19 protein-coding genes are annotated in these 21,448 nt (G+C 60.1%); 9 read left to right on the top strand and 10 right to left on the bottom strand.

Going from position 1 to position 21,448, the window contains the following annotated elements; genetic code table 11:
* Positions 1–11: 11 nt before the first annotated feature.
* The 3 genes from cpdA (at position 12) to gcvH (ending at position 1,886) form a co-directional block, all read left to right on the top strand.
* Positions 12–815, top strand: coding sequence for a 3',5'-cyclic-AMP phosphodiesterase (gene cpdA / locus J2887_RS17395; RefSeq protein WP_227172380.1), 804 nt, complete (start codon positions 12–14; stop codon positions 813–815).
* Between the two features lie 2 nt (positions 816–817).
* The gene (locus J2887_RS17390; RefSeq protein WP_227172378.1) at positions 818–1,420 is read left to right on the top strand and encodes a YqiA/YcfP family alpha/beta fold hydrolase; all 603 of its coding nucleotides are present in this window, start codon (positions 818–820) and stop codon (positions 1,418–1,420) included.
* Positions 1,421–1,493: 73 nt separating this feature from the next.
* Complete coding sequence (gene gcvH, locus J2887_RS17385; protein WP_227172377.1) at positions 1,494–1,886, top strand: glycine cleavage system protein GcvH; 393 nt, start codon at positions 1,494–1,496, stop codon at positions 1,884–1,886.
* Between the two features lie 76 nt (positions 1,887–1,962).
* Here gcvH and J2887_RS17380 read toward each other — a convergent pair whose 3' ends face one another.
* Positions 1,963–2,835 carry an HDOD domain-containing protein gene (locus tag J2887_RS17380; RefSeq protein ID WP_228752885.1) on the bottom strand — a complete coding sequence of 291 codons (873 nt, stop codon included), beginning with the start codon at positions 2,833–2,835 and terminating at the stop codon, positions 1,963–1,965.
* Positions 2,836–3,000: 165 nt separating this feature from the next.
* On the opposite strand from J2887_RS17380, the gene J2887_RS17375 reads away from it, so the two are divergent.
* The gene (locus tag J2887_RS17375) at positions 3,001–4,200 is read left to right on the top strand and encodes a class I SAM-dependent rRNA methyltransferase (protein WP_227172373.1); all 1,200 of its coding nucleotides are present in this window, start codon (positions 3,001–3,003) and stop codon (positions 4,198–4,200) included.
* Here J2887_RS17375 and J2887_RS17370 read toward each other — a convergent pair.
* Positions 4,180–4,968, bottom strand: coding sequence for an imelysin family protein (locus J2887_RS17370; RefSeq protein ID WP_227172372.1), 789 nt, complete (start codon positions 4,966–4,968; stop codon positions 4,180–4,182). The two genes, J2887_RS17375 and J2887_RS17370, sit on opposite strands and share 21 nt — an antisense overlap.
* A 12-nt stretch (positions 4,969–4,980) precedes the next feature.
* The gene (locus J2887_RS17365; protein WP_227172371.1) at positions 4,981–5,637 is read right to left on the bottom strand and encodes an HAD family hydrolase; all 657 of its coding nucleotides are present in this window, start codon (positions 5,635–5,637) and stop codon (positions 4,981–4,983) included.
* Positions 5,638–5,906: 269 nt separating this feature from the next.
* Between J2887_RS17365 and J2887_RS17360 the strand changes: the two genes are divergently transcribed.
* From J2887_RS17360 to J2887_RS17350, 3 genes are all read left to right on the top strand, one after another.
* Entirely contained in the window at positions 5,907–6,434 is a 528-nt protein-coding gene (locus J2887_RS17360; protein WP_227172369.1) for an RNA pyrophosphohydrolase, read from the top strand.
* An 18-nt stretch (positions 6,435–6,452) separates the two neighbouring features.
* Positions 6,453–8,753, top strand: coding sequence for a phosphoenolpyruvate--protein phosphotransferase (gene ptsP, locus J2887_RS17355; RefSeq protein WP_227172367.1), 2,301 nt, complete (start codon positions 6,453–6,455; stop codon positions 8,751–8,753).
* A gap of 116 nt (positions 8,754–8,869) precedes the next feature.
* A complete protein-coding gene (locus tag J2887_RS17350; protein WP_282450695.1) occupies positions 8,870–10,111 on the top strand; it encodes a patatin-like phospholipase family protein in 1,242 nt (413 codons plus the stop codon).
* Positions 10,112–10,132: 21 nt separating this feature from the next.
* Here the strand turns inward: J2887_RS17350 and J2887_RS17345 are convergent, their stop codons facing one another.
* The 7 genes from J2887_RS17345 to J2887_RS17315 all read right to left on the bottom strand — a co-directional run bounded on the left by J2887_RS17345 (position 10,133) and on the right by J2887_RS17315 (position 19,350).
* Complete coding sequence (locus J2887_RS17345; protein ID WP_227172366.1) at positions 10,133–10,492, bottom strand: gamma-butyrobetaine hydroxylase-like domain-containing protein; 360 nt, start codon at positions 10,490–10,492, stop codon at positions 10,133–10,135.
* A 79-nt stretch (positions 10,493–10,571) separates the two neighbouring features.
* Entirely contained in the window at positions 10,572–11,903 is a 1,332-nt protein-coding gene (gene hslU, locus J2887_RS17340; RefSeq protein ID WP_227172364.1) for an ATP-dependent protease ATPase subunit HslU, read from the bottom strand.
* Positions 11,904–11,917: 14 nt separating this feature from the next.
* Positions 11,918–12,448, bottom strand: a complete 531-nt coding sequence (hslV, locus tag J2887_RS17335) for an ATP-dependent protease subunit HslV (protein ID WP_227172362.1) — start codon at positions 12,446–12,448, stop codon at positions 11,918–11,920.
* Between the two features lie 109 nt (positions 12,449–12,557).
* On the bottom strand, positions 12,558–13,070 hold the full coding sequence (locus J2887_RS17330) for an SPOR domain-containing protein (RefSeq protein ID WP_316974650.1): 513 nt from the start codon (positions 13,068–13,070) through the stop codon (positions 12,558–12,560).
* A 173-nt stretch (positions 13,071–13,243) separates the two neighbouring features.
* Positions 13,244–14,929, bottom strand: coding sequence for an arginine--tRNA ligase (argS, locus tag J2887_RS17325; protein ID WP_227172358.1), 1,686 nt, complete (start codon positions 14,927–14,929; stop codon positions 13,244–13,246).
* A 177-nt stretch (positions 14,930–15,106) separates the two neighbouring features.
* Positions 15,107–17,104: an Ig-like domain-containing protein gene (locus J2887_RS17320; RefSeq protein WP_227172356.1), complete on the bottom strand. Its 1,998-nt coding sequence runs from the start codon at positions 17,102–17,104 to the stop codon at positions 15,107–15,109.
* Positions 17,105–17,184: 80 nt separating this feature from the next.
* Positions 17,185–19,350, bottom strand: coding sequence for a primosomal protein N' (locus tag J2887_RS17315; RefSeq protein WP_227172355.1), 2,166 nt, complete (start codon positions 19,348–19,350; stop codon positions 17,185–17,187).
* A gap of 221 nt (positions 19,351–19,571) precedes the next feature.
* Between J2887_RS17315 and rpmE the strand changes: the two genes are divergently transcribed.
* Together rpmE and J2887_RS17305 are read left to right on the top strand one after the other, a co-directional pair.
* Positions 19,572–19,793: a 50S ribosomal protein L31 gene (gene rpmE / locus J2887_RS17310; protein ID WP_227172354.1), complete on the top strand. Its 222-nt coding sequence runs from the start codon at positions 19,572–19,574 to the stop codon at positions 19,791–19,793.
* Between the two features lie 308 nt (positions 19,794–20,101).
* The gene (locus tag J2887_RS17305) at positions 20,102–21,367 is read left to right on the top strand and encodes a malic enzyme-like NAD(P)-binding protein (protein ID WP_227172352.1); all 1,266 of its coding nucleotides are present in this window, start codon (positions 20,102–20,104) and stop codon (positions 21,365–21,367) included.
* The last annotated feature ends 81 nt before the right edge of the window (positions 21,368–21,448 follow it).

Genomic DNA, 21,448 nt, shown 5'->3' with positions numbered 1-21,448 from the left:
AGCCAGGTGTCATGACCCAATCAAAGCCCAATCGTCCCTTGCAGGTGCTGCAGCTGACGGACCCCCATTTGATGGCGGACCCGCACGGGGAGCTGTTGGGGGTCAATACCCGAGACAGTCTGGATGCTGTCATCGCCCAAGTGCAGGCGGATGGACGGGAGCCGGATCTTATCCTGGCAACCGGTGATCTGGCTCAGGACAGTTCCGCTGAAGCCTATCAGGTGCTGACTGAGCGCCTGGCGCAGTTTGCTTGTCCGGCGTTATGGCTGCCGGGCAATCATGATGATGCGGTGGTGCTGGGGTATGCGGCCGGCGCGGTCGGCGGCCAGAAGCAGCTTGCGATGGGCGGCTGGCAGTTCCTGCTGCTGGATTCCTCGGTGCCGGGACACGTACATGGTGAACTCTCCGACTGCGAGCTGGCGTTTCTTGAGCGGGCCCTGGCCCGGTCGCCGGAGCGGCCAACCATGATTGCCCTGCATCACCATCCGGTGGATGTGGGCTCCCGTTGGATGGACAACATCGGTCTCAGGAACCGGGAGGCTTTCTGGGCCATCGTTGACCGTTTTCCCCAGGTCAAAGTGGTGCTGTGGGGGCATATTCATCAGCCCCTGGACCAGCAACGCGGGGGCGTGCGCCTGCTGGCGTCGCCATCCACCTGCATTCAGTTCGCGGCGGGGTCGGCCGATTTTGCAGTGGCAGACCTGGCGCCGGGTTACCGTTGGTTCGAACTTCATCCAGATGGTGATCTGGCCACCGATGTGGTGCGGGCCGAGGACTTCGAGTTTTCCATTGATCTCGACAGCACCGGGTACTGACGTTGTCCGCGACCATTCTCTACCTGCATGGATTCAACAGCTCCCCCAGGTCACAAAAGGCCAGTGAACTGCGTGCCTGGCTGCCACAGATCCATGCCGACCTTGAGCTGATCGTACCGGAGCTGGGGTTTGATCCGGATCAGGCATACTCGCGGGCGGCTGACATTATTCAGGCACGTGCGGGGCAGTCGCTGGGGCTGATTGGCAGTTCCCTCGGGGGCTTCTACGCAACCGCCCTCAGCCAACGGTTCGGTGTGCCGGCGGTGCTGATCAACCCGGCGGTGCGCCCCTACGATCTGCTCTGGGATTATCTGGGTCCCCAGCACAACCCCTATACCGACGAACACTACACCCTGACCGAAGCTCATATGGCTGCTTTGAAGGCGTTGGAGCCCGAGTGCCTGAGCCTCCCCGAGAATCTGCTATTGTTGCTACAAACCGGTGATGAAACCCTCGATTATCGGGACGCTCTGGCCTATTACCGGGGCGTGCCCAGCTGGATTCAGCCTGGCGGTGATCACCGTTTTCAGCGGCTGGAGCGGGTAGTGCCTGCCATGTTGGCATTCCTGGGTATGAGCCCGGGGGCTAAGGGAGCCTCTGATTAAGCGCCGGTAGCGTGGAGTCTTTCCGGTAACTTCGGGTAAACTGCGCGAAAAAGCACGCCAAGGAACACCAAAAATGAGCGAAATGCCTGCCAACGTAAAATACATCGAGACGCATCAGTGGGTTCGGGACGAGGGGGATGGAACCGCTACCGTCGGCATCACCGACTTTGCCCAGGAACAGCTGGGTGACGTTGTCTACATCGGTCTGCCGGAGGTTGGTGCGACCGTTAACGGCGGAGAGGAAGCCGGTGTGGCGGAATCTGTCAAGTCCGCTTCGGACGTCTTCAGCCCGGTCACCGGCGAGGTGCTGGCGATCAACGAGAGTCTTGAAGACGAGCCGGAGAAAGTGAACGAAGATCCGTATGGTGACGGTTGGCTGTTCAAGGTCCGTTTGGCGGATACCGGTGAGCTGGACAGTCTCCTGGATGCCGATGCTTACGCCGAGAAAGTGGCTGAGCAGGAGTAATCCCTAGATGCCCGGGCGTCGATGCGTCCGGGCTCTGGTTCTCATTATGCCGGGTGCTCGTTTGTCTTGATCGGGGTCAGTGCCCGTGAATCTCGATCCCCAGGTCCCGAAAGTTCTCGGCCATGGTTTCCAGGTCGTACGAACTCAGCCCCACGTATTCCAGCACGCCCTTTTCAATTCGCCGCCATTCATAATCGTCTGACTGTTGCCCCAGAATGCGGTAGTTGCCGCACAGGTGTTCGGCAATCTTGAGGATTGCCAGCAGGGTTTTCTTCTGGCCTTGGGTGCTATCGCCGTTGCAGAAGATGCGGTCGCTACCGTGGTGCTCGGCGATCGTTTCACAGATATGGCGGGGCAGGTTCCAGGATTTTGCGGTGTAATAGCCCACGACTGCATGGTTGGTGTTGAAATAGCGGTTCTCGGTGTCCGTGATGGCGGTCTCGGACTGACCATAGGCCTCGATCATCACATCCTCGTAGTCCCGGAAGCGGGTCAGCATCAGCGGTATGCCGGCGTTGTGGAACAGGCCGAGGGCGTAGGCTTCGTCCGGATTGCGGGCGCCAATCTGCTTGGCGATGGTGGCGGAGGCCATGGCGATGTCGGTCGCCGTGTCCCAGAACCGGGTCAGGCGGACGATGGCCTCGTCGGACATCTCGCCCTTGATGGACAGACCATTGACGATATTGACCACCGTGGTTGGTCCGAGAAGGTCCAGGGCCTGCTCAATGGAGGTGATCTTGTTCTTGAGGCCGTAGAATGGTGAGTTTACGAACTTTAGCATCATCCCGGACAGCGAAACATCCTGGCGAATCAGGCGGGCGATCTGGCTGTTGTCGGAGGAGGGCATGGCCTGCTCCATCTGCAGGTCTACCAGAATCTGGGGCTGGGGCGGTACCCGGATACCCTGCAGAACATGCTGGATCTGTTCGTCCGTTAGTTGTGGCGGCATGGTTGATGTCTCGACGCTGTCGGCTTTCACAGTCTAATCTCACAGACGCAGCAGCACCGTTACAGTGACCGGTGAGTCTGTAACGGTGTTTGCCTACCGCTCCAACCCCACCGATGGGGTGGGGTTGTGTATAATCCGCGCTCTTTTGATGAAGCAGGTGCAGTGATGAAGTTTCCGGTTCTCTATCTCCGCAAGGGCGCTGAGCGTCGTATCAAGGCGGGTCACCTCTGGGTTTACAGCAACGAGGTGGATACCCGGCGTTCGCCGTTGACGGACTTTGAGGCTGGAAGCCAGGCCGAGTTGCGGTCGGCATCTGACCGGCCGCTGGGTACCCTGTTCGTCAATCCCCATGCTCTTATCTGTGGGCGGCTGATCAGTCGCGACCCGGCTCATGGTATGACGCCCCAGCGGTTGACCCAGCGTCTGGAGGCCGCCCTGTCGATGCGTCAGCGGCTGTTCGCTGAGCCCTTCTACCGTTGGGTGTTTGGCGATAGCGATGGCCTGTCCGGGCTGGTGGTGGACCGTTTTGGCGACACCGTGGTGGTGCAGATTTCCACCGCCGGCATGGAATCCATGAAGGACGCCATTGTTCGGGCAATCCAGCGCCTGGTGCAGCCGGCGGCCATTGTGCTCAAGAACGACGGCAAGATGCGCTCGGTGGAAGGGCTGGAGAGCTACATTGAGCAGGCCCATGGGCCGGAACAACAGACCCTGTCGGTCATCGAGAATGGCGTTCGTTTTGAGGTACCCCTGGCAGGTGGCCAGAAAACCGGCTGGTTCTACGATCACCGGATGAACCGTCAGCGGCTGCAGTCTTATGTTGCCGGCAAGCGTGTGCTGGATGTGTTCAGTTATGTCGGTGGTTGGGGCATTCAGGCTGCCGCCGCTGGCGCCAGCGCTGTGACCTGTATCGACAGTTCTCCGGTGGCCATCGAGGCGGTTCATCACAACGCCGGACTGAACGGGTTCGACACCGTCGTCGACACACTGGAAGGTGACGCCTTTGATGCCCTTAAGGCGTTGACGGCGGAGAAGGAAAAATTCGATGTGGTGGTGCTTGATCCGCCAGCGCTGATTCCCCGTCGCCGGGACCAGAAAGCCGGTGAGCAGGCTTACGCCCGTCTAAACCAGCTTGGACTGCGGTTACTTGCCCGGGACGGCGTTCTGGTGTCGGCGTCCTGTTCCATGCACCTGTCCCAGGACCGACTGGTGGACATCATTCGTGGCAGTGGCCGCAAGATTGACCGCTTTGTGCAGTTGCTGGAGCAGGGCCATCAGGCGCCGGATCACCCAACCATCCCCGGCATTCCGGAAACCGATTACATAAAGGCCTGCTTCGTCCGTTCACTGACCGGCTTCTTCTGACGCCGCGCCACCATCGGCGGCCGGTTGCTGTGACCAGCCTCCGTGATCGACGTCGTTGGCGACGGTGGTCAGCGTGATCACCGTTTCCTGACTTGCCAGCGCCTGGCTCAGTTTTCCCTGCTCTGAAGGGCGGCACACGGTCTGCAGCTGTGCGGTCAGGTCCTCCGCCATCAGCCCTAATAACTGTCTTCGCCGCTGGGCTGCGTCAATGGCCGGTGCCGGCTCCGGGCTGACGAAATGCTTTATCCGGTCGGCAGCGGCCTCTGCCGGCTCCCCCCACAGCAGAAACTCGATAGGATGAAAGCCCCGGGTGAGATAGTGGAAGTCGGTGGACTGGTGTTCGAGCGCCAGAAAGCTCTGCGACAGCGCGAGGTCGGCGTGTACCAGGCCGCTCTTGGGATAGCCTGGTACCTGATCCAGGTACCCCGGGAGCATCGGCCAGGCATCCAGGGTGTCCCGGTCATCGCCGTGCTGGGGCAGCGTTAACCCTGCCTGCTGGTAGTCGGACCAGACCAGACGATACTGCTCATGGGCCTGTCGCCAGGCCGCGCGGACATCCATCAGGCGGGCTGTCTCAGGTTCTGAGACGAAGTGCCGGATCTGCTGCTCCAGATCGGTCGCCAGTTGGCAGGCCCTGTCGCTGCGGGCACTCACCTCGGGCGTGGGCGCGGCGGATGAGCCCGGTTGGGCTGGCGGAGGCTCCGCGGGCGGGTTGCACGCCGCCAGCAAGACGGTGGCCAGGGCAATCGTGGCGGGACGTAGGGTCATGTCGCGGGTCCGTCAGTCTCGCAGTGACAGAATCGGCCAGCCCTGTTGCTGGGCGGTGCGCTGGAGTTCCGGGTCCGGGTCGACCGCCACCGGGTTGGCCACTTGGCGCAACAGTGGCAGGTCATTGTGGGAATCGCTGTAGAACCAGGCGCCCTCCAGATTGGCACTGTGTTCGTCGAGCCAGCTGTTCAACCGGCTGACCTTGCCGTCGCGGAAACTGGGCGTGCCAGCTACCCGGCCGGTATAGCGGCCATCCTGCAGCTCCGGGTCGGTGGCGATCAGGTGCTCAATGCCCAGTAACCCGGCGACGGGCTCGGTGATGAAACGGTTGGTGGCGGTAATAATCATCAGGGTATGGCCCTGATTGCGGTGCTGGTCGATCAGATCGGTCGCCTTGGTCTGCATCATGGGCCGGATCTTTTCTGCCAGGAACTGTTCACGCCATTGCTGGAGCTGCGCCATATCGTGGGCAGCCAGTGGGGCCAGGGCGAAACTCAGGTAATCCTCGATATCGAGCTGGCCGCTGAGGTACTCCTGATAGAAGCGGTCGTTCTCACGGCGGTAAAGTTCGGCGTCGACAATGCCCTGTTCCACCAGGAACTCCCCCCAGGCGTGATCGCTGTCACCCGCGAGCAGGGTCTTGTCCAAGTCAAAGATGGCGAGAGTCACCGGGTACTCCTTCGGTTGGTTTGAATTCGGATGATTGGTGGCTGCCATGCCGGCGGCAAACCGCCAGTGTATCACGGCCTTTGCAGGGGCCGGCGTGGTTTGCCGAATCCTGGGCTTTCTGTAAGAATGAAGCTAACTTGGACAATTTTTACCGACAAGAACCGCACTCTAGGGAGTGCTTGTTCTCAGGCTCCGGTGCCAGTTGCCACCCCGGTCAGGGGCAGGGCGGGTCCGGAGCGTCGAGTACAGATGAATCAGAGGGCTGTGCCGTGATCGATGCAGATGGTTTCAGGCCCAACGTCGGAATCATTTTGGCGAACCACCGGGGGGAAGTCCTCTGGGCAAGGCGAATTGGGCAGGATTCCTGGCAGTTTCCCCAGGGTGGCATCAAGCACGATGAGTCACCGGAAGAGGCGTTATATCGGGAACTGGCGGAAGAAGTGGGCCTCAGTGCGGCCGATGTCGAGATCATCAGCTGTACTCGGGGCTGGCTACGCTATCGGCTTCCGCGACGCATGGTGCGACACAATTCGCACCCGGTCTGCGTAGGCCAGAAGCAAAAGTGGTTCCTGTTGCGGATGCTTTCGCCGGACGCGCAGGTGCGTGTCGATGGAACCGATTCTCCGGAATTTGATGGCTGGCAGTGGGTAAGTTATTGGTACCCTCTGGGCCAGGTGGTTTCCTTTAAACGCGAGGTTTACCGACGCGCACTCAGGGAGCTGGCACCACGACTGTTCCATGACCTGGAGCGGTTTCGTCGCGGTGAAGCAGGGCTCCGGGAGCATACCCATTCATGATGACGGACTGAGCCGGCGATGCTAGGCATACTGCGAAATCTGGTACAAGAAGTGAACAGCGCCCGGGACCTGCAGGAGGCGCTGGAGATTATTGTTTCGCGGGTGCAGAACGCCATGGAGACCGAGGTATGCTCGGTTTACCTGCTGGACCCGTCTTCCAACCGCTATATCCTGATGGCGACCGAAGGGCTCTACCGCGAAGCGGTGGGCAAGGTCAGCCTGGGTCACTCCGAAGGCTTGATCGGGCTGGTGGGGTCTCGTGAAGAGCCCATCAACCTCGAAGATGCCACCTCCCACCCCCGTTATCGCTATTTCCCGGAAACCGGTGAAGAACGCTTCCGATCGTTCCTGGGGGTGCCGATCATTCACCACCGCCGGGTACTGGGTGTGCTGGTGGTACAACAGCGCGAGAGTTCCCGCTGTTTCGACGAGGGCGAAGAAGCGTTCCTGGTGACAGTCTCCGCCCAGTTGGCGGGGGTGATTGCCCACAGCGAAGCGACCGGCGCGATCAGTGGTCTGTCCCTGACCGGCGAAGAGGCCCGTGATGTCAGTTTCAGCGGGGTTGCCGGTGCGCCCGGGGTCGCGATTGGCCAGGGCGTGGTGGTCTATCCCGCCGCCGACCTGGATGTGGTGCCGGAGAAGCAGACCGAAGACATCGATCAGGAATTGCAGCTGTTTGCCGGCGCAGTCACTGCGGTCCGCGAGGATATTGAGCGGGTGGCCCGGCGCCTTGCTTCCCAGTTGCGCCCGGAAGAGCAGGCGCTGTTCGAGGTGTACCTGAGAATGCTGGGCGATAACGCCCTGCCGGCGGAAGTGAACAATCGCATCCGGGAAGGCTTGTGGGCCCAGGGCGCCCTGAAACAGGTCGTGCAGCAGTACGTGCGTCACTTCGAGATGATGGACGACCTGTACCTGCGGGAACGGGCGGTGGACATCCGTGATCTGGGACGGCGCCTCCTGTCCCACCTCCAGGAGGGTGACCAGCAGGAGCAGGATTATCCCGATCGCACCGTGCTGGTAAGCGAGGAACTGACCCCGGCGATGCTGGGCGAAGTGCCGCGGGAGCAGTTGGTGGGTCTGGTGTCGGTGCGCGGTTCCGGAAATTCCCACGTTGCCATCCTGGCTCGGGCCATGGGGGTCCCCACGGTCATGGGGCTCGTGGATATTCCCGTCAACCAGCTCGATGGCAAGGAGCTGATTGTCGACGGCTTCGAGGGCCAGATCTATGCCACGCCGTCGACAGACCTGCGAGCCTTCTACCAGGAGATCTGCGACGAGGAGGACGAGCTGGTCCGTGGCCTGGAAGTGCTGCGGGACAAGCCCTGTGAGACCACCGATGGCCACCGGGTGTCGTTGCTGGTCAACACCGGGCTGATGACCGATGTCGTGCGGTCGCTCAGCCATGGCGCTGAAGGAATCGGACTCTACAGAACCGAAGTGCCGTTCATGATCAAGGACCGTTTCCCCTCCGAACAGGAACAGCGGGAGTACTACCGGGAGCAATTGGAGGCGTTTGCCCCCAACCCGGTCACCATGCGTACGCTCGACGTTGGCGGGGACAAGGCGCTGACCTACTTTCCAATCCAGGAAGAAAACCCGTTCCTGGGTTGGCGGGGTATCCGGGTGACGCTGGACCATCCGGAGATTTTCCTGGTCCAGGTCCGCGCAATGCTGAAGGCCAGCGAGGGGCTCAACAACCTCCAGATCATGCTGCCCATGGTCAGCAATATCTCGGAGGTGGAGGAGTCTCTGCACCTGATTTATCGGGTCTATCACGAAGTCCGGGAAGAGGGCTACGACATCCACATGCCCAAGGTAGGGGTGATGGTAGAGGTGCCAGCGGCGGTCTACCAGGTGCGGGAGCTGGCCGACCGGGTGGATTTCCTGTCCGTGGGCTCCAATGACCTGACCCAGTACCTGCTGGCGGTGGATCGCAACAACCCCAGGGTGGCCCAGCTGTACCACTCCTACCACCCGGCGGTGCTGCAGGCGCTGGTGCGGATTGCCCATGACGCCCACGCCGTAGGCAAGCCGGTCAGTATCTGTGGCGAACTGGCCGGGGACCCGGGTGGTGCCGTGTTGCTGATGGCCATGGGTTACGACGCCCTGTCGATGAACGCTGCGAGTTTGCCCAAGGTCAAATCCGTGCTGCGGAGCCTGAGTCGGGAATGGGCGGCGCAGCTGCTGGAAGACGTGCTGTTGCTGGATTCCCCCCACGTCATCAAGAGTTGTGTCGATCTGTCGCTGCGCAGTGCCGGCTTTGGTCGCTACTTGCGGCCGGGCCGAACCTCCGCCTCGGTGCTGCTGGAGCAGTCCTGATCCCCTGGCGCACCACGTCAGGGCGAAGTTGGCCCGCAAATAGGGTGTGCACTCTAAATGTGGCTGGTAAGGTTGATCGAGCAACTCTGCAACCGTAACCCTTTGGATGGACGGCGATGGTGGCAACAAGAACGGAAATCAAACCCAAGCCCCGCATCGGCCTGGCCTTGGGCGGCGGCGGTCCGCTTGGTGGTATCTATGAGATCGGCGCCCTGCGAGCCCTCGACGAGGCGCTGGATGGGCTGGATTTCAATGACGTTGATGTCTACGTGGGGGTCAACGCCGGTTCGTTTGTCGCTGCCAACCTGGCGAACCAGGTGACCACTGCCCAGTTGTGCCGGATCTTTGTGCGCAACGAGGCGGAAGTGCATCCGTTCCATCCCGATGTATTTTATCGCCCGGCGTTGAAGGAAATAGGCCGCCGGCTGCTATCAGTGCCGCGCCTGGTCACCACGGCGCTTTCCCGTTTCGTCAATAATCCCTACGATCAAAGCCTGCTGGAGGCTCTCACCATCCTGGCCCAGGCGGCGCCCTCCGGTCTGTTCGACAATGAAGGCCTGCACGACTATCTGCAGAGCGCTTTCACCATGCTGGGGCGAGCCAACGATTTTCGCCAACTCAAACGCAGCCTCTACATCGTGGCGACAGACGTGGAAAGCACTGAAGCGGTGTGTTTCGGTGCGCCCGGCTTTGATCACGTCCCCATTTCCCGGGCAATCCAGGCGAGCACGGCGGCACCGGGCATCTACGTGCCGGTTTCCATTGACAGCCGCTATTACGTCGATGGCACATTGCGTAAGGCGTTGCATGCGTCGGTGGCGTTTGAGGATGGCGCCGACCTGGTGTTTGCGGTAAATCCCCAGGTGCCGATTGATGCCAGTGCGGCGGTCCGCGCCGGGAGTATGAGTCCGGGCACCCTGACCCATTCCGGCATGCCCAACCTGTTGTCCCAGATGTTCCGCACTATGGTGTACTCGCGGATGCAGGCGGGCATTGCCCAGTACACCCGGGATTATCCCGACAAGGATCTGTTGCTGTTCGAGCCCACCCGGGACGACGCCAAATTGTTCTTTTCCAATGTATTCAGCTTCCAGTCCCGGCGTATGGTCTGTGAACATGCCTACCAGATGACCCGCCGTGACCTGCTGGCCCGGGCCGATGAGCTGGAACCCAAGCTGCTGCGCTATGGTATACGGTTACGCCGGGACCGGCTGGAGGATGAGCAGCGTACGATCAGCACCAGCCTGTATGGCGAGATGCTGCCGTTGTACGTGGCCAAGAAGCGGCAGAAGGGCCAGCGCTCGGTGATTGGCGCTGGTCTGGATGGTGTTTCCGATATGATTCAGAAGGCGCTGTAGCGTCCCAGCTGAGCCGTCAGGTTACTGATCACGGCTGCCACCCTCGGCGGCCAGGCGCGCTAGGTAGCGTTGCCAGTACTGTTCCTGCTGCCGTCCCAGTTCCTGCAAGTAGTCCCAGGTGAACAGTCCGGAATCGTGGCCATCGTCGAAACTCAGTTTCAGGGCGTAGTTGCCCACCATCTCCGCCTGGGTGATGGCGACGTCTCGCTTTCCCGTTTGCAGGACGCCAGGGCCCATGCCATGGCCGCGGACCTCGGCTGACGGTGAGTAGACCCGCAGCAGTTCGAAGGGCAGGGCAAGCTGATGGCCGTCGGCGTAGTGGAGTTCCAGCCGTCGGCTGCGTTTGCGGATGCGGATGTCGGTGGGGCGCTGGTCGGTCACGGGACAAGACTCCCTGAGGTTGGGGCGTGCAGATCGGGGCGGGCCTGGTGGCCCGCTCCCGTGCTGATTCGAGGCGCCATCAGAGGATGTAGCGACTCAGGTCCTGATCTTCCGCCAGGTCGCCGAGCTTCTCGTCCACGTAGGCGGCGGTGACTTCGAACGCTTCGGTTACGCTGTCGCCTGCGTCGAAGGAGAGGCTCTCCAGCAGTCGTTCCAGCACTGTATGGAGACGGCGGGCGCCGATGTTCTCGGTGCTCTCGTTCACCTTCCAGGCCACTTCCGCCAGGCGTGCGATTGCCTCATCGGTGAACTTCAGGCTGACACCCTCGGTGCCCAGTAGCGCTTCGTACTGTTGCACCAGGGAGGCGTCCGGCTCGGTGAGGATGCGTTTGAAGTCCTCTGGCGTGAGGGCTTCCAGTTCCACCCGGATCGGCAGCCGGCCCTGAAGCTCGGGAATCAGGTCTGAGGGCTTGGACAGGTGGAACGCACCGGAAGCGATGAACAGAATATGGTCGGTGCGCACCGATCCAAATTTGGTGCTCACCGTGCTGCCTTCAATCAGCGGCAGCAAGTCGCGCTGGACCCCTTCCCGGGAGACGTCGGTCGAGGCGTTCTCTGAGCGTTTGGCCACCTTGTCGATTTCGTCCAGAAAGACGATGCCATTCTGCTCCACCGCCTGGATCGCCTTCTGCTTGATCTCTTCTTCGTTGACCAGCTTGGCCGCTTCCTCGTCTTTTGCCCGCTTGAGGGCGTCAGACACTTTCAGTTTGCGGGTCTTGCGGCGTTCTGAGGACATGCTGGAGAACATGTTCTGCAACTGGGAGGTCATCTCCTCCATGCCCGGGGGCGCCATGATTTCAACGCCGGCGCTGCTGTTCGCCAGATCGATCTCGATTTCCTTGTCATCCAGCTCGCCCTCGCGCAGTTTCTTGCGGAACAGTTGGCGAGTGGAGGAGTCGTTGCCGCTGCGGTTGCTGTCTTCCTGGAAATCCCGGGCCGGTGGCAGCAAGGCGTCGAGGATGCGCTCCTCCGCAGCATCCAGCGCCTGGTTTTCGTGGCGCTTCATTTCCTTTTCACGCAGCATCTTAACGGCGGCGTCCACCAGGTCGCGAATGATGGATTCGACGTCACGGCCAACGTAGCCAACCTCAGTGAACTTGGTGGCTTCCACTTTCAGGAAAGGCGCGTCGGCGAGCTTGGCCAGGCGACGGGCAATCTCGGTCTTGCCGACGCCGGTGGGGCCAATCATCAGAATGTTCTTGGGGGTAATCTCGTCGCGAAGGTCTGCATCGAGCTGCATCCGACGCCAGCGATTGCGCAAGGCAATGGCCACCGCCCGTTTGGCCTCGGCCTGGCCAACGATGTGTTTGTTGAGTTCGTGGACAATCTCACGGGGAGTCATGGCTGACATGGTGTGGCTCCGGCTCAGTTGTTGGTGGCCAGCACTTCGAGGGTGCGGTTGTGGTTGGTGTAGATGCAGATGTCGGCGGCGATATCCAGGCCTTTCTCGACTATGTCCCTGGCACCGAGCTCGGTGTTTTCCAGCAGTGCGCGGCTGGCTGCCTGGGCAAAGGCGCCCCCGGAGCCGATTGCAATCAGGCCCTGTTCCGGCTCAATAACATCGCCATTGCCGGTGATGATCAGGGAAGCGGTCTTGTCGGCAACCGCCAGCAGGGCTTCCAGTCGTCGCAGGGCGCGGTCGGTCCGCCAGTCCTTGGCCAGTTCGACGGCAGCCCGGGTGAGATTACCCTGGTGTTTTTCCAGCTGGGCTTCGAAGCGTTCAAACAGGGTGAAGGCATCCGCGGTGCCGCCGGCAAATCCGGCCAGTACCTGGCCGTTATACAGTCGCCGTACCTTGCGCGCGTTTCCCTTCATGACGGTGTTGCCCAGGGATACTTGGCCATCGCCGCCCATGGCAACTTCGTCATCGCGCCGTACGGAAAGAATCGTAGTCATGTTGGCTCCCTTTGCCGGGGTGAAAAGCAGTTCCGGGAGTTATGGAGGCAACACCGCGAATTTCAAGCCGAGGCGTGGATTTGTCGGGGGCAATTGGCCCGGGGAGGGCTTAGCCCTCCTTGGGAATCTTTCGCACCAGCGGTTGGATGTTGATCGACACCAGCTTGTCCAGCGCGGCGTTCATCTTGGTGCGGGACGTGAACGGGCCAACGTTGACGCGGTACCAGGTGGAGCCACTGTCCAGATCGATCCGGCTCACCTGGGCCCGCATACCCTGGAAGGCAATCTGGGCCCGCTGGCGTTCGGCGTCCTCGGGCTTGCGGAAGGAACCGGTCTGGACCAGATAGTCGTACTGCTGGCGGGCGGGGCCGGGCGCATACTCTTCCACATCCGGCGGCACCACCTCGGAGTCTGGCAGCATTTCGTAGAACCGGAAGCTTTGCGGTTCCTCCTGCTGACGTGGCTTGGCTGGCTCGGTGGTCGCCGGTTTGGCAGCAGCGGGCGCCGAAGGGACTGCCGTGGCCTTTGGCGGCGCGCTGGTCGTGGCGGGATCAATGCTGTTGAGGTAAACAATAAAGCCAATGAATCCGCCGACGGCGGCCAGTGACAGTATCCAGCGCACAGAGAGTCCTCCCGATTGGCGGTGGCCGGGTGAAGGTTTCGCGGGGGGCTTGCGAGCCTTGCCCGATTTGCCGCCGCCGGAGGTTGGCGACGGCTTGGGGCGATTTTTCCTGGCGTAGTCTCGCGACATGCGGATGGGTCTCGGTTATCAGCGTACGCTGGCCTGGCGGAGGGTTACATCTCCTCCGGGGCGCTGACGCCCAACAGCTCCAGCCCGTTGGCGATGACCTGCCGAATCGCCAGGTAGAGGCTGAGGCGGGCGTCCCGCAGCTCGACATCCTCCACCAGCGCTTTGTGGGCGTTGTAGTAGGTGTGGAACTGGCCGGCCAGCTCGCGCAGGTAGTGCGTCAGGTGATGCGGCTCGCGGGTAGCGGCGCTGTTGGCGATCAGCTCGGGATAACGCGCCAGCTGGTTGGCCAGCTCTTTCTCCTCGTCCAGTGTCAGCCGGGAGAGATCACCCTGGCACTGGTTCCAGCCGCGCTCAACGCCTTCGGCGGCGAGCTTGCGAAGCACACTGCAGATCCGTGCATGCGCATACTGGATGTAGTAGACCGGGTTTTCATTGGTCTGGGAGCGGGCCAGGTCGATATCGAAGGTCAACTGGGAATCCACCCGGCGTGCTGCCAGGAAGAAGCGGGTGGCGTCCCGGCCAACCTCATCAATCAGATCGCGCAGGGTGACGTAGCTGCCGGCGCGCTTGGAGATTTTGACCTCCTGGCCCGAGCGGGTCACCATCACCATCTGATGCAGTACATAGTCCGGCCAGCCCTGGGGAATATCGCTCTTGAGGGCCTGGAGACCGGCGCGGACGCGGGTGACCGTTGAGTGATGGTCTGCGCCCTGTTCGTTGATGACGGTGGTAAAGCCACGCTGCCACTTGTCCAGGTGGTAGGCCACATCCGGCAGGAAGTAGGTGTAGCCACCGTCTTTCTTACGCATTACCCGGTCTTTGTCATCGCCGAACTCGGTGGTGCGCAGCCACAGGGCGCCATCCTGTTCGTAGGTGTAGCCGTTGGCGGTCAGGCGTTCCACGGTGGCCTCGACTTTGCCTTCCTGGTAAAGCGAGGACTCCAGGAAATAGACGTCGAACTCGACGCCAAAGGCTTTCAGGTCGAGGTCCTGCTCCCGCCGCAGGTAGGCAACGGCGAATTCGCGGATGGCGTCCAGGTCGTCGGCATCGGCCTTGGCCGTGACTTCACGGTCATCGGCGGTCACGGTGTCGCCTGCCAGGTAAGCCTTGGCTACGTCGACAATGTAATCACCCCGGTAGCCATCGGCTGGCCAGTTGCTATCGTCCGGGGTCAAGCCCTTCACCCGTGCCTGTACCGACAGCGCCAGGTTGTTGATCTGGGCGCCGGCGTCGTTGTAGTAAAACTCCCGGGTAACGTTGTAGCCGCTTGCTTCCAGTAGCCGACACAGACAATCCCCAATCGCCGCGCCACGACCATGGCCAACATGGAGAGGGCCGGTGGGGTTGGCGGAGACGAACTCCACCTGTACCGATTCGCCCTTGCCGTTCTGGTTGCGGCCGTACTCGCCAGCCTGCTCCAGAATGGTTTCCACCACGCTGAATGCGCTCGCGGTGCTCATGAAGAAGTTGATGAACCCCGGACCTGCAATTTCGACCTTGTCGACGGCCCGGCTCTGCGGCAGGCGTTCCACCAGGGCTTCCGCCAGCTGTCGCGGTGGGCAGCCTGCGGCCTTGGCCGCTACCAGGGCGATGTTGCAGGCGTAATCGCCGTGGGATTTGTCCTTGGTGTTGCCAACCTGGGGCGAGAACGTCTGCTCCGCAGGCAGGGTGCCTTCGGATTGCAGGGTCGCCAGGGCAGATGAGAGCAGCTCAGTAACAGTGTCTTTCATGCGATCGGAAGCTCAATTCAACGAAGTGACTTTGAAGTCTGGGCGAATAACCGCCGGGGGTTGATTCAAAGGGGAAGGGCGTATTATCGCGGAAAGGAAGGGGAGACTCAATGGAGCCTAGGCAGTGAAAAAGCCTAACCCGGATGGGTTAGGCTTTTTCAGATTGCTGCTTGCTGACTATTGATCCGTGCTGCAGGAACCGACGGTTCCGTAGAGGCCGTTGACGCCACCGGGAGGTGGTATGTCGATATCGCTCAGGTCAGATTCAGCGCACCCGAGAGTGAAGTTGCTTCTCTCAATGCTCTCTGTGCCGCCCACTTTTACGGCGGCTGTCAGCTCCACTTCAACCCAGTTGCAGTGGCTTTGCGGGTAGACGATAAAAAAGTCTGCAGAACCGTCTGCGCTGGTGGTCACGCTCGGTGAACTGGTGGCGGCTGAATACGTAGGTTCTAGTGTTCCGTTCTGGTTAGTATCTTCGCCGTTATCCAGAATGCCGTTACGGTTGGTGTCTTCGGCGCTGCAAGTTGTCGTTACGACTTGCCTCCATTTCTCAAGGTCTTCCAGTTCGCCGTCCTTTAATTCCTGATTTATGTAACCGCCTTTCTTGTATGCAGTTGGCAGCACACTAAGCTCTACCTCAGCTTCGACTGGTGATCCATTGGCGTTTGTGACAATAACGACAAATGGGTCTTCGTATCTCACTGAGTCAGGCTCAACCACTTGATTGCCTGTTCCGAGAGCTATGCGTAATGCCTGTCGAGTAACGGTTAAGCTGACCGTGCTTGTAAGGTTGTTGCCCGCAGTCGCCCTAATAACGACGCCGTTTTTACCGCTGTCTGCGCTTCCGCCAGTGTAGACAACACGAGCTCTGCCTTGGGAGTCAGTAGCCGCTTCTGAGGCTGACAGAGAGCCGTTGCTGCCATCGCTGGTAACAACGAAGTTCACCGCTTGGCCTTTGACGAGGTTGTTATTGGCATCACGTACAGTGGCAACAATCTCGGTGGATTCGTTGAAATCCAATTGCGTTTTATTCGCTTGGACGTTGATGGCGTTAGGTGTGGTTGCAATAAACTCAAGCGCAAGCTCCGTTGCTAGGCCAGAGCCGGGATCTTTGGCCGTAATGATCGCCGGGCCGGCACTTGTTGAGCTAATGGTTACACTTGCAACGCCATTTGACGTCGGGGCTGTACCATTGCTGGGAGAAATTGTGCCGCGGGTAGAAGAAAACTTGACCTGTGAGCCGTCAGCCACCGGCGCGTTATTTCGGAGCCAGCGAACAGCAAGGGTGTGAGGCTCGTTAATCTTCAGTTCAGAGCCGACCGAAGGTGCGGCAAATGCAAATCCGTCACTTGAAATCGTGATAGGTTTCGTCGTGGCTATACGGCTTTCTCCAGAAAACGCAGACACGGACATGGTGTCTTGGCCGCCAGATTGGGCTGCCGTCAGAGAGACCTCAACTTCTCCACTCTGTGAGGTGGTCAGGCTGGCAGACTCTGTTGATGTGATGTTGGTCGACACTTGAATTGCCACTCCCGGGATGGGATTACCTTCCGAGTCGTTCAGAAGCACTCGATAGGTTGCTGTGTCGCCAAATCCAATAGAGGAGGGGCCTTCAATCGCCAAGCTTGTGCCTGTTATGGCAACGTCAACGCTGTCCTGTTTATTGCCAGAGCGAGCATCAACCGTCACGGTCCGGTTTCGCCGGTCTCCTGCAGGGCTCAGTGTTGCCACCGCCGTGCCAGAGGCATCTGTGGTGCCTCTCTCGACTTGTAGGGTGCCGTTATTGTTCACCGAGAACTGCACATCGATGCCTTCGAGGAGAATACCGTTATTGTCCTTTACCTGAGCTGTCAGTGTGGACGACGAACTCTCTGAAGAGCCGATCTGGGTTGATGAGGTTAGAAGCTGCACGGTCCCAACCCTGGTGCCATTGGAGTCATCACCGTTTCCATCGTCGCCACCGCCCGCCAGGGATGATGAGCCATCTCCCCCACCGCAGGCCGCCAAAAACAGCGTCAGCGAGAAGGCCGACGCACGCGCAAGGAATTTCCCTGACATCATTGTTTCTCCACTTTCCGAATTTCGGCTATACATTTCACGCATTCCCTGCACGAGAACCGCAAATTGAGGCAGTTTAGCAAGAGTGCCACTTAGTTTGCTGAAATCATAGCACATGGCCTGCCTGGCCAAGTGCCTAGCTCGTCTAACTTAAGAAAAAAATTGTAACCAATTTTTTGACGCTGCTGGCGCAGTCGTCAAGCGGTTTCCTGGGGGTCCACGTCGATCTGCCAGCGGAAGTCGCGGCCGGTGCGCAACTGTTCTGCCTGCTGGCACGCTGCCTTCAGCGCCTCGCGAATGCCCCGGCGTTGTTCACACAATACAACTAACTGGGCCCGGTGTCGCTTCGCTTTTCGGGCGATCAGGGCCGGCAGTGGGCCCCAGACTTCCAGGGCGTCCTGCGTCAGGGTGTTTCTTATTTGATCAAGGAAGGCGAGGCTTTCTGACATTTCCGGAGCTTCTGCTCGGATGATTGCCATGGGGCGGAACGGCGGTAGTTGGGCAGCTTCCCGCTCGGTCAGCAGCTGCTGGGCGATGTCCAGATAACGCCCCTGTTGTAGCGAATTCAGTAGGGGGTGATCACTGTGGCAGGTCTGTACCAATACCGTGCCCGGGTCGCGACTGCGGCCCGCGCGACCACTCACCTGCAACAGGGTCTGTATCAGTTGTTCGGGGGCGCGAAAGTCGACACTGAACAGGCCGCCATCCGCATTGACCACTACCACCAGGGTGACTTTCGGAAAGTCATGGCCCTTGGCCAGCATCTGGGTGCCGACCAGGATGCAGGGATCGCCGCTGTTTACCCGTTCCAGAATGGACTGGATGCTGCCTTTGCGCTGGGTGCTGTCGCGGTCGACCCGGATGACCGGCACATCGGGAAACAGGCTGGTCAAGGTGTCTTCAGTGCGTTCGGTGCCCTGGCCGATGGGCTTGAAGGCCTCGCTCTGGCAACTCGGGCAAACCGTCGGTGCCGCCTGCTGGTAATCGCAGTGGTGGCAGCGCAGGGCGCGATCCCGCTGATGGTAGGTCAGCCGGCTGTCGCAATCGGGGCACTCCATCAGGTGGCCGCAGTCAAAACACATCATGACCGGGGCGTATCCGCGGCGATTAACGAACACCAGAGCCTGCTGGCCACTATCAAGGCAGCGGCGGATGGCGCTTAGTGCTGGTTGTGACACGCCGCCCTCAAGGGGGCGGCTGCGGATGTCCAACAGGCGGACCTCCGGGGCGGTGGCGCTGCCAACCCGTTGTTCCAGTCGTGCCAGGCCGTATTTTCCGTTCTGCGTGTTGGCATAGGACTCCAGTGAGGGCGTGGCCGAACCGAGGATGACCGGGCATTGGTTCAGGTGCCCGCGGAACACCGCCAGATCCCGGCCGGAATAGCGAAAGCCTTCCCCCTGTTTGTAGGAGCTGTCGTGTTCTTCGTCCACGATCAGGGTTTGCAGCTTAATAAAAGGAAGGAGTACCGCCGACCGGGTGCCGATCACGATCACCGGCTTGCCCTCGCGGATTCTCAGCCAGGTTGCCAATCGCTGTCCGTCATTCAGGGCGGAGTGCCAGACCTCGATACGGTCACCGAAATACCGCCGGAAGCGGGCAACCGTCTGGGGGGTGAGGTTGATCTCGGGGACCAGTACCAGTGCCTGGTCGTCTGCCGTCAGGTTATTTTGCAGGTAATGCAGATAGAGCTCGGTCTTGCCGCTGCCAGTCACGCCGTAGAGCAGGGTGCAGTGAAACTTCCCGTCTACTGGAGGCAGTTTTGCAAACGCCAGTTGCTGAGCTTCAGTCAGTGGCGGCAGCGGGGATGTCAGGGGGTCCGAGTCGGTGCGTTCCGGCGGCTCGCATTCTGTGACCAGCTCTTTTCCCGCCAGCCCTTTGAGCTGGGATCTTGAAAAGCCGGCGGCGAGCACATCCCGGGTTGCTTGTGGTTTGCCCTCGCTGGCAAGCCAATCCAGCAGGGCCTGTTGGCGGTGAGCCTGCTTGGGCAAAGAGTGCTCTCGCCCGGAGAGCCGCCAGAACGTCTCTTTCGGCAGCGCCGCAGGTTGCCCCCTTCGCAGGGCCGGAGGCAGGGCCATGAACAGACTTTCGCCCAGCGGATGCTGATAGTAGTTGGCAGCCCAGGTCAGTAATTTCAGGGTTTCAGCGGGCAGTGCTGGCCAGGGCTCCAGTGCGCGTTTGAGGGGCTTGAGTTGTATGTTGGCTGGCGGCGTCACATTGGTGTCCACCACCAGGCCGGTAGCGAACTGTCGACCAAAGGGAATCTGGACTCGCTGACCGGGCTTGATACGACAGCCATCGGGAATCTGGTAATCGAACAGGCGCCTTAGTGGGCGGTTAAGGGCTATGCGGGCAGTGGCGGTCACGTGGGCTCCAGGAGAGCGGGGCGATGTCGCTCCAGTTACGGCTAGTGCCTATACGGAGCACGTAAGGCAGACCGCTGGAGTGGTTGCCTTGACTTGCGGATGCAAGTAAGATTCGCGGTCTGTTCGGCCGGCGCTTGATTGTGCCCGGTCTTTTCAATGGATTCAAATGCGGTGCCTGGCAGCTTGATCAGGTAGCGGCATTGCCTATTTAGAGGTTCGCCATGAAAGAAGGTATTCACCCCAAGTACGCCGACATTACCGCTACCTGCAGCTGCGGTAACGTCATCAAGACCCGTTCCACCATCGGTCAGGATCTGCAGCTGGACGTTTGCTCCCAGTGCCACCCGTTCTACACCGGCAAGCAGAAGGTTATGGACACCGGTGGTCGTATCGACCGTTTCCAGAAGCGTTTCGGTGGTCGTATCGGCGGCAAGAAAGCCTGATCGAAACACGGATCGTGAAAAGCGCCCTTCGGGGCGCTTTTTTTATGCATTTTTCAAACCCGAATGCACGGGCGAAAATGGCATAGCGGGTGGTTGATTTGTGTTCAGTGGGCCCTTGTTTGCGTGTGGGGATCGCGCCATAATGGCGCGCTCCGTTGGGCTTGGGGCCTGGCGGAGGCTTATTGAGAGTATACTGGGCCCGGCTCCCGAGAGCTGTCGTCACCGTATAACACTGATTGAAACAGTGGGGTGGCAGGCCTGAAACAACGTATCTCCGTCCTTTTAACGTGACAAACGGAACAGTGGCAATGTCTCAAGATCTGAAAACAGCAGCCCTTGAATATCACGCCCACCCGCGGCCTGGTAAGCTGAGTGTTGAAATCACCAAAGCGACCCAGACTTCCCGCGACCTGTCGTTGGCGTACAGTCCCGGGGTTGCCGAGCCGGTCCGCGAGATCGCAAAAGACCCAGAGAACGCCTACAAATACACAGCCAAGGGCAACCTGGTGGCGGTTATCTCTGACGGTTCCGCGATTCTGGGGCTTGGCAATCTTGGCCCTCTGGCGAGCAAGCCGGTAATGGAAGGAAAGGGCGTCCTGTTCAAGCGCTTTGCCGGTATTGATGTGTTTGATATCGAGGTTGACTCCGAGAGTCCCCAGGCGTTCATTGAGACGGTTGAGCGTATTGCCGATACCTTCGGCGGTATTAACCTGGAAGACATCAAGGCACCGGAATGCTTCGAAATCGAGCGTGCCCTGATCGAAAAGTGCAACGTGCCCATCTTCCACGATGACCAGCATGGCACCGCCATCGTAACGGCGGCGGGGATGATCAACGCTCTGGAACTTCAGGGCAAGAAGATCGAAGAAGCCAAAGTGGTTTGTCTGGGTGCGGGCGCTGCGGCGATCGCCTGCATGAAGCTGCTGATCAGCTGCGGTATCCAGTCCGAAAACATCTTCATGTTGGACCGCAAGGGTGTGATCCACTCTGGCCGTGACGACTTGAATCAGTACAAGGCGATGTTCGCCAACGAGACGGATCGTCGTACCCTTGACGATGCGATTGATGGCGCGGACGTATTCCTGGGGCTTTCCGGTCCGGATCTGCTGTCGGCTGACCAGCTGAAAAAAATGGCGCCAAACCCGATCGTGTTTGCCTGCTCCAACCCGGACCCGGAAATCAGTCCGGAAGTTGCTCTGGCGGCACGGGATGATCTGATCATGGCTACCGGTCGTTCAGACTATCCCAACCAGGTAAACAACGTACTGGGCTTCCCCTTCATTTTCCGTGGTGCGCTGGACGTGCGTGCAACCGCAATCAACGAGGAAATGAAAGTGGCGGCGGTTAACGCCATCCGTGAGCTGGCCAAAGAGCCGGTGCCGCAGGAAATCTGCGAAGCCTATGGCGTCGAGAACTTCGAGTTTGGCAAGGAATACATCATTCCGAAGCCGATGGATGTGCGACTGCTGGAAGTTGTGCCTGCCGCTGTTGCGCGTGCAGCCGTGGACTCCGGCGTTGCTCGTAATGCTTATCCTGAGCATTACCCGCTCAAGTCTATGGACGACATCAAGTAATCGGCTACAGCAGCGATTGCAAAAAAACCGGCGACCTTCGGGTCGCCGGTTTTTTTGTGTCCTGCATCTGCGGACGGAAAG

It is taken from the genome of Marinobacter sp. CA1 (assembly GCF_020546665.1).
GTDB lineage: Bacteria > Pseudomonadota > Gammaproteobacteria > Pseudomonadales > Oleiphilaceae > Marinobacter > Marinobacter xestospongiae.
The sequence above is the reverse complement of the archived record's forward strand: the minus strand, read 5'-3'. Positions and strand labels throughout refer to the sequence as shown.

What these genes read in the sequence shown, in the direction of transcription:
- cpdA (WP_227172380.1), top strand. Translation starts at nt 12, where the DNA reads ATGACCCAATCAAAGCCCAATCGTCCCTTGCAGGTGCTGCAGCTGACG.
- gcvH (WP_227172377.1), top strand. Translation starts at nt 1,494, where the DNA reads ATGAGCGAAATGCCTGCCAACGTAAAATACATCGAGACGCATCAGTGG.
- J2887_RS17380 (WP_228752885.1), bottom strand. Translation starts at nt 2,835, where the DNA reads ATGCCGCCACAACTAACGGACGAACAGATCCAGCATGTTCTGCAGGGT.
- J2887_RS17375 (WP_227172373.1), top strand. Translation starts at nt 3,001, where the DNA reads ATGAAGTTTCCGGTTCTCTATCTCCGCAAGGGCGCTGAGCGTCGTATC.
- J2887_RS17370 (WP_227172372.1), bottom strand. Translation starts at nt 4,968, where the DNA reads ATGACCCTACGTCCCGCCACGATTGCCCTGGCCACCGTCTTGCTGGCG.
- ptsP (WP_227172367.1), top strand. Translation starts at nt 6,453, where the DNA reads ATGCTAGGCATACTGCGAAATCTGGTACAAGAAGTGAACAGCGCCCGG.
- J2887_RS17350 (WP_282450695.1), top strand. Translation starts at nt 8,870, where the DNA reads ATGGTGGCAACAAGAACGGAAATCAAACCCAAGCCCCGCATCGGCCTG.
- hslU (WP_227172364.1), bottom strand. Translation starts at nt 11,903, where the DNA reads ATGTCAGCCATGACTCCCCGTGAGATTGTCCACGAACTCAACAAACAC.
- hslV (WP_227172362.1), bottom strand. Translation starts at nt 12,448, where the DNA reads ATGACTACGATTCTTTCCGTACGGCGCGATGACGAAGTTGCCATGGGC.
- argS (WP_227172358.1), bottom strand. Translation starts at nt 14,929, where the DNA reads ATGAAAGACACTGTTACTGAGCTGCTCTCATCTGCCCTGGCGACCCTG.
- J2887_RS17320 (WP_227172356.1), bottom strand. Translation starts at nt 17,104, where the DNA reads ATGTGCTATGATTTCAGCAAACTAAGTGGCACTCTTGCTAAACTGCCT.
- rpmE (WP_227172354.1), top strand. Translation starts at nt 19,572, where the DNA reads ATGAAAGAAGGTATTCACCCCAAGTACGCCGACATTACCGCTACCTGC.
- J2887_RS17305 (WP_227172352.1), top strand. Translation starts at nt 20,102, where the DNA reads ATGTCTCAAGATCTGAAAACAGCAGCCCTTGAATATCACGCCCACCCG.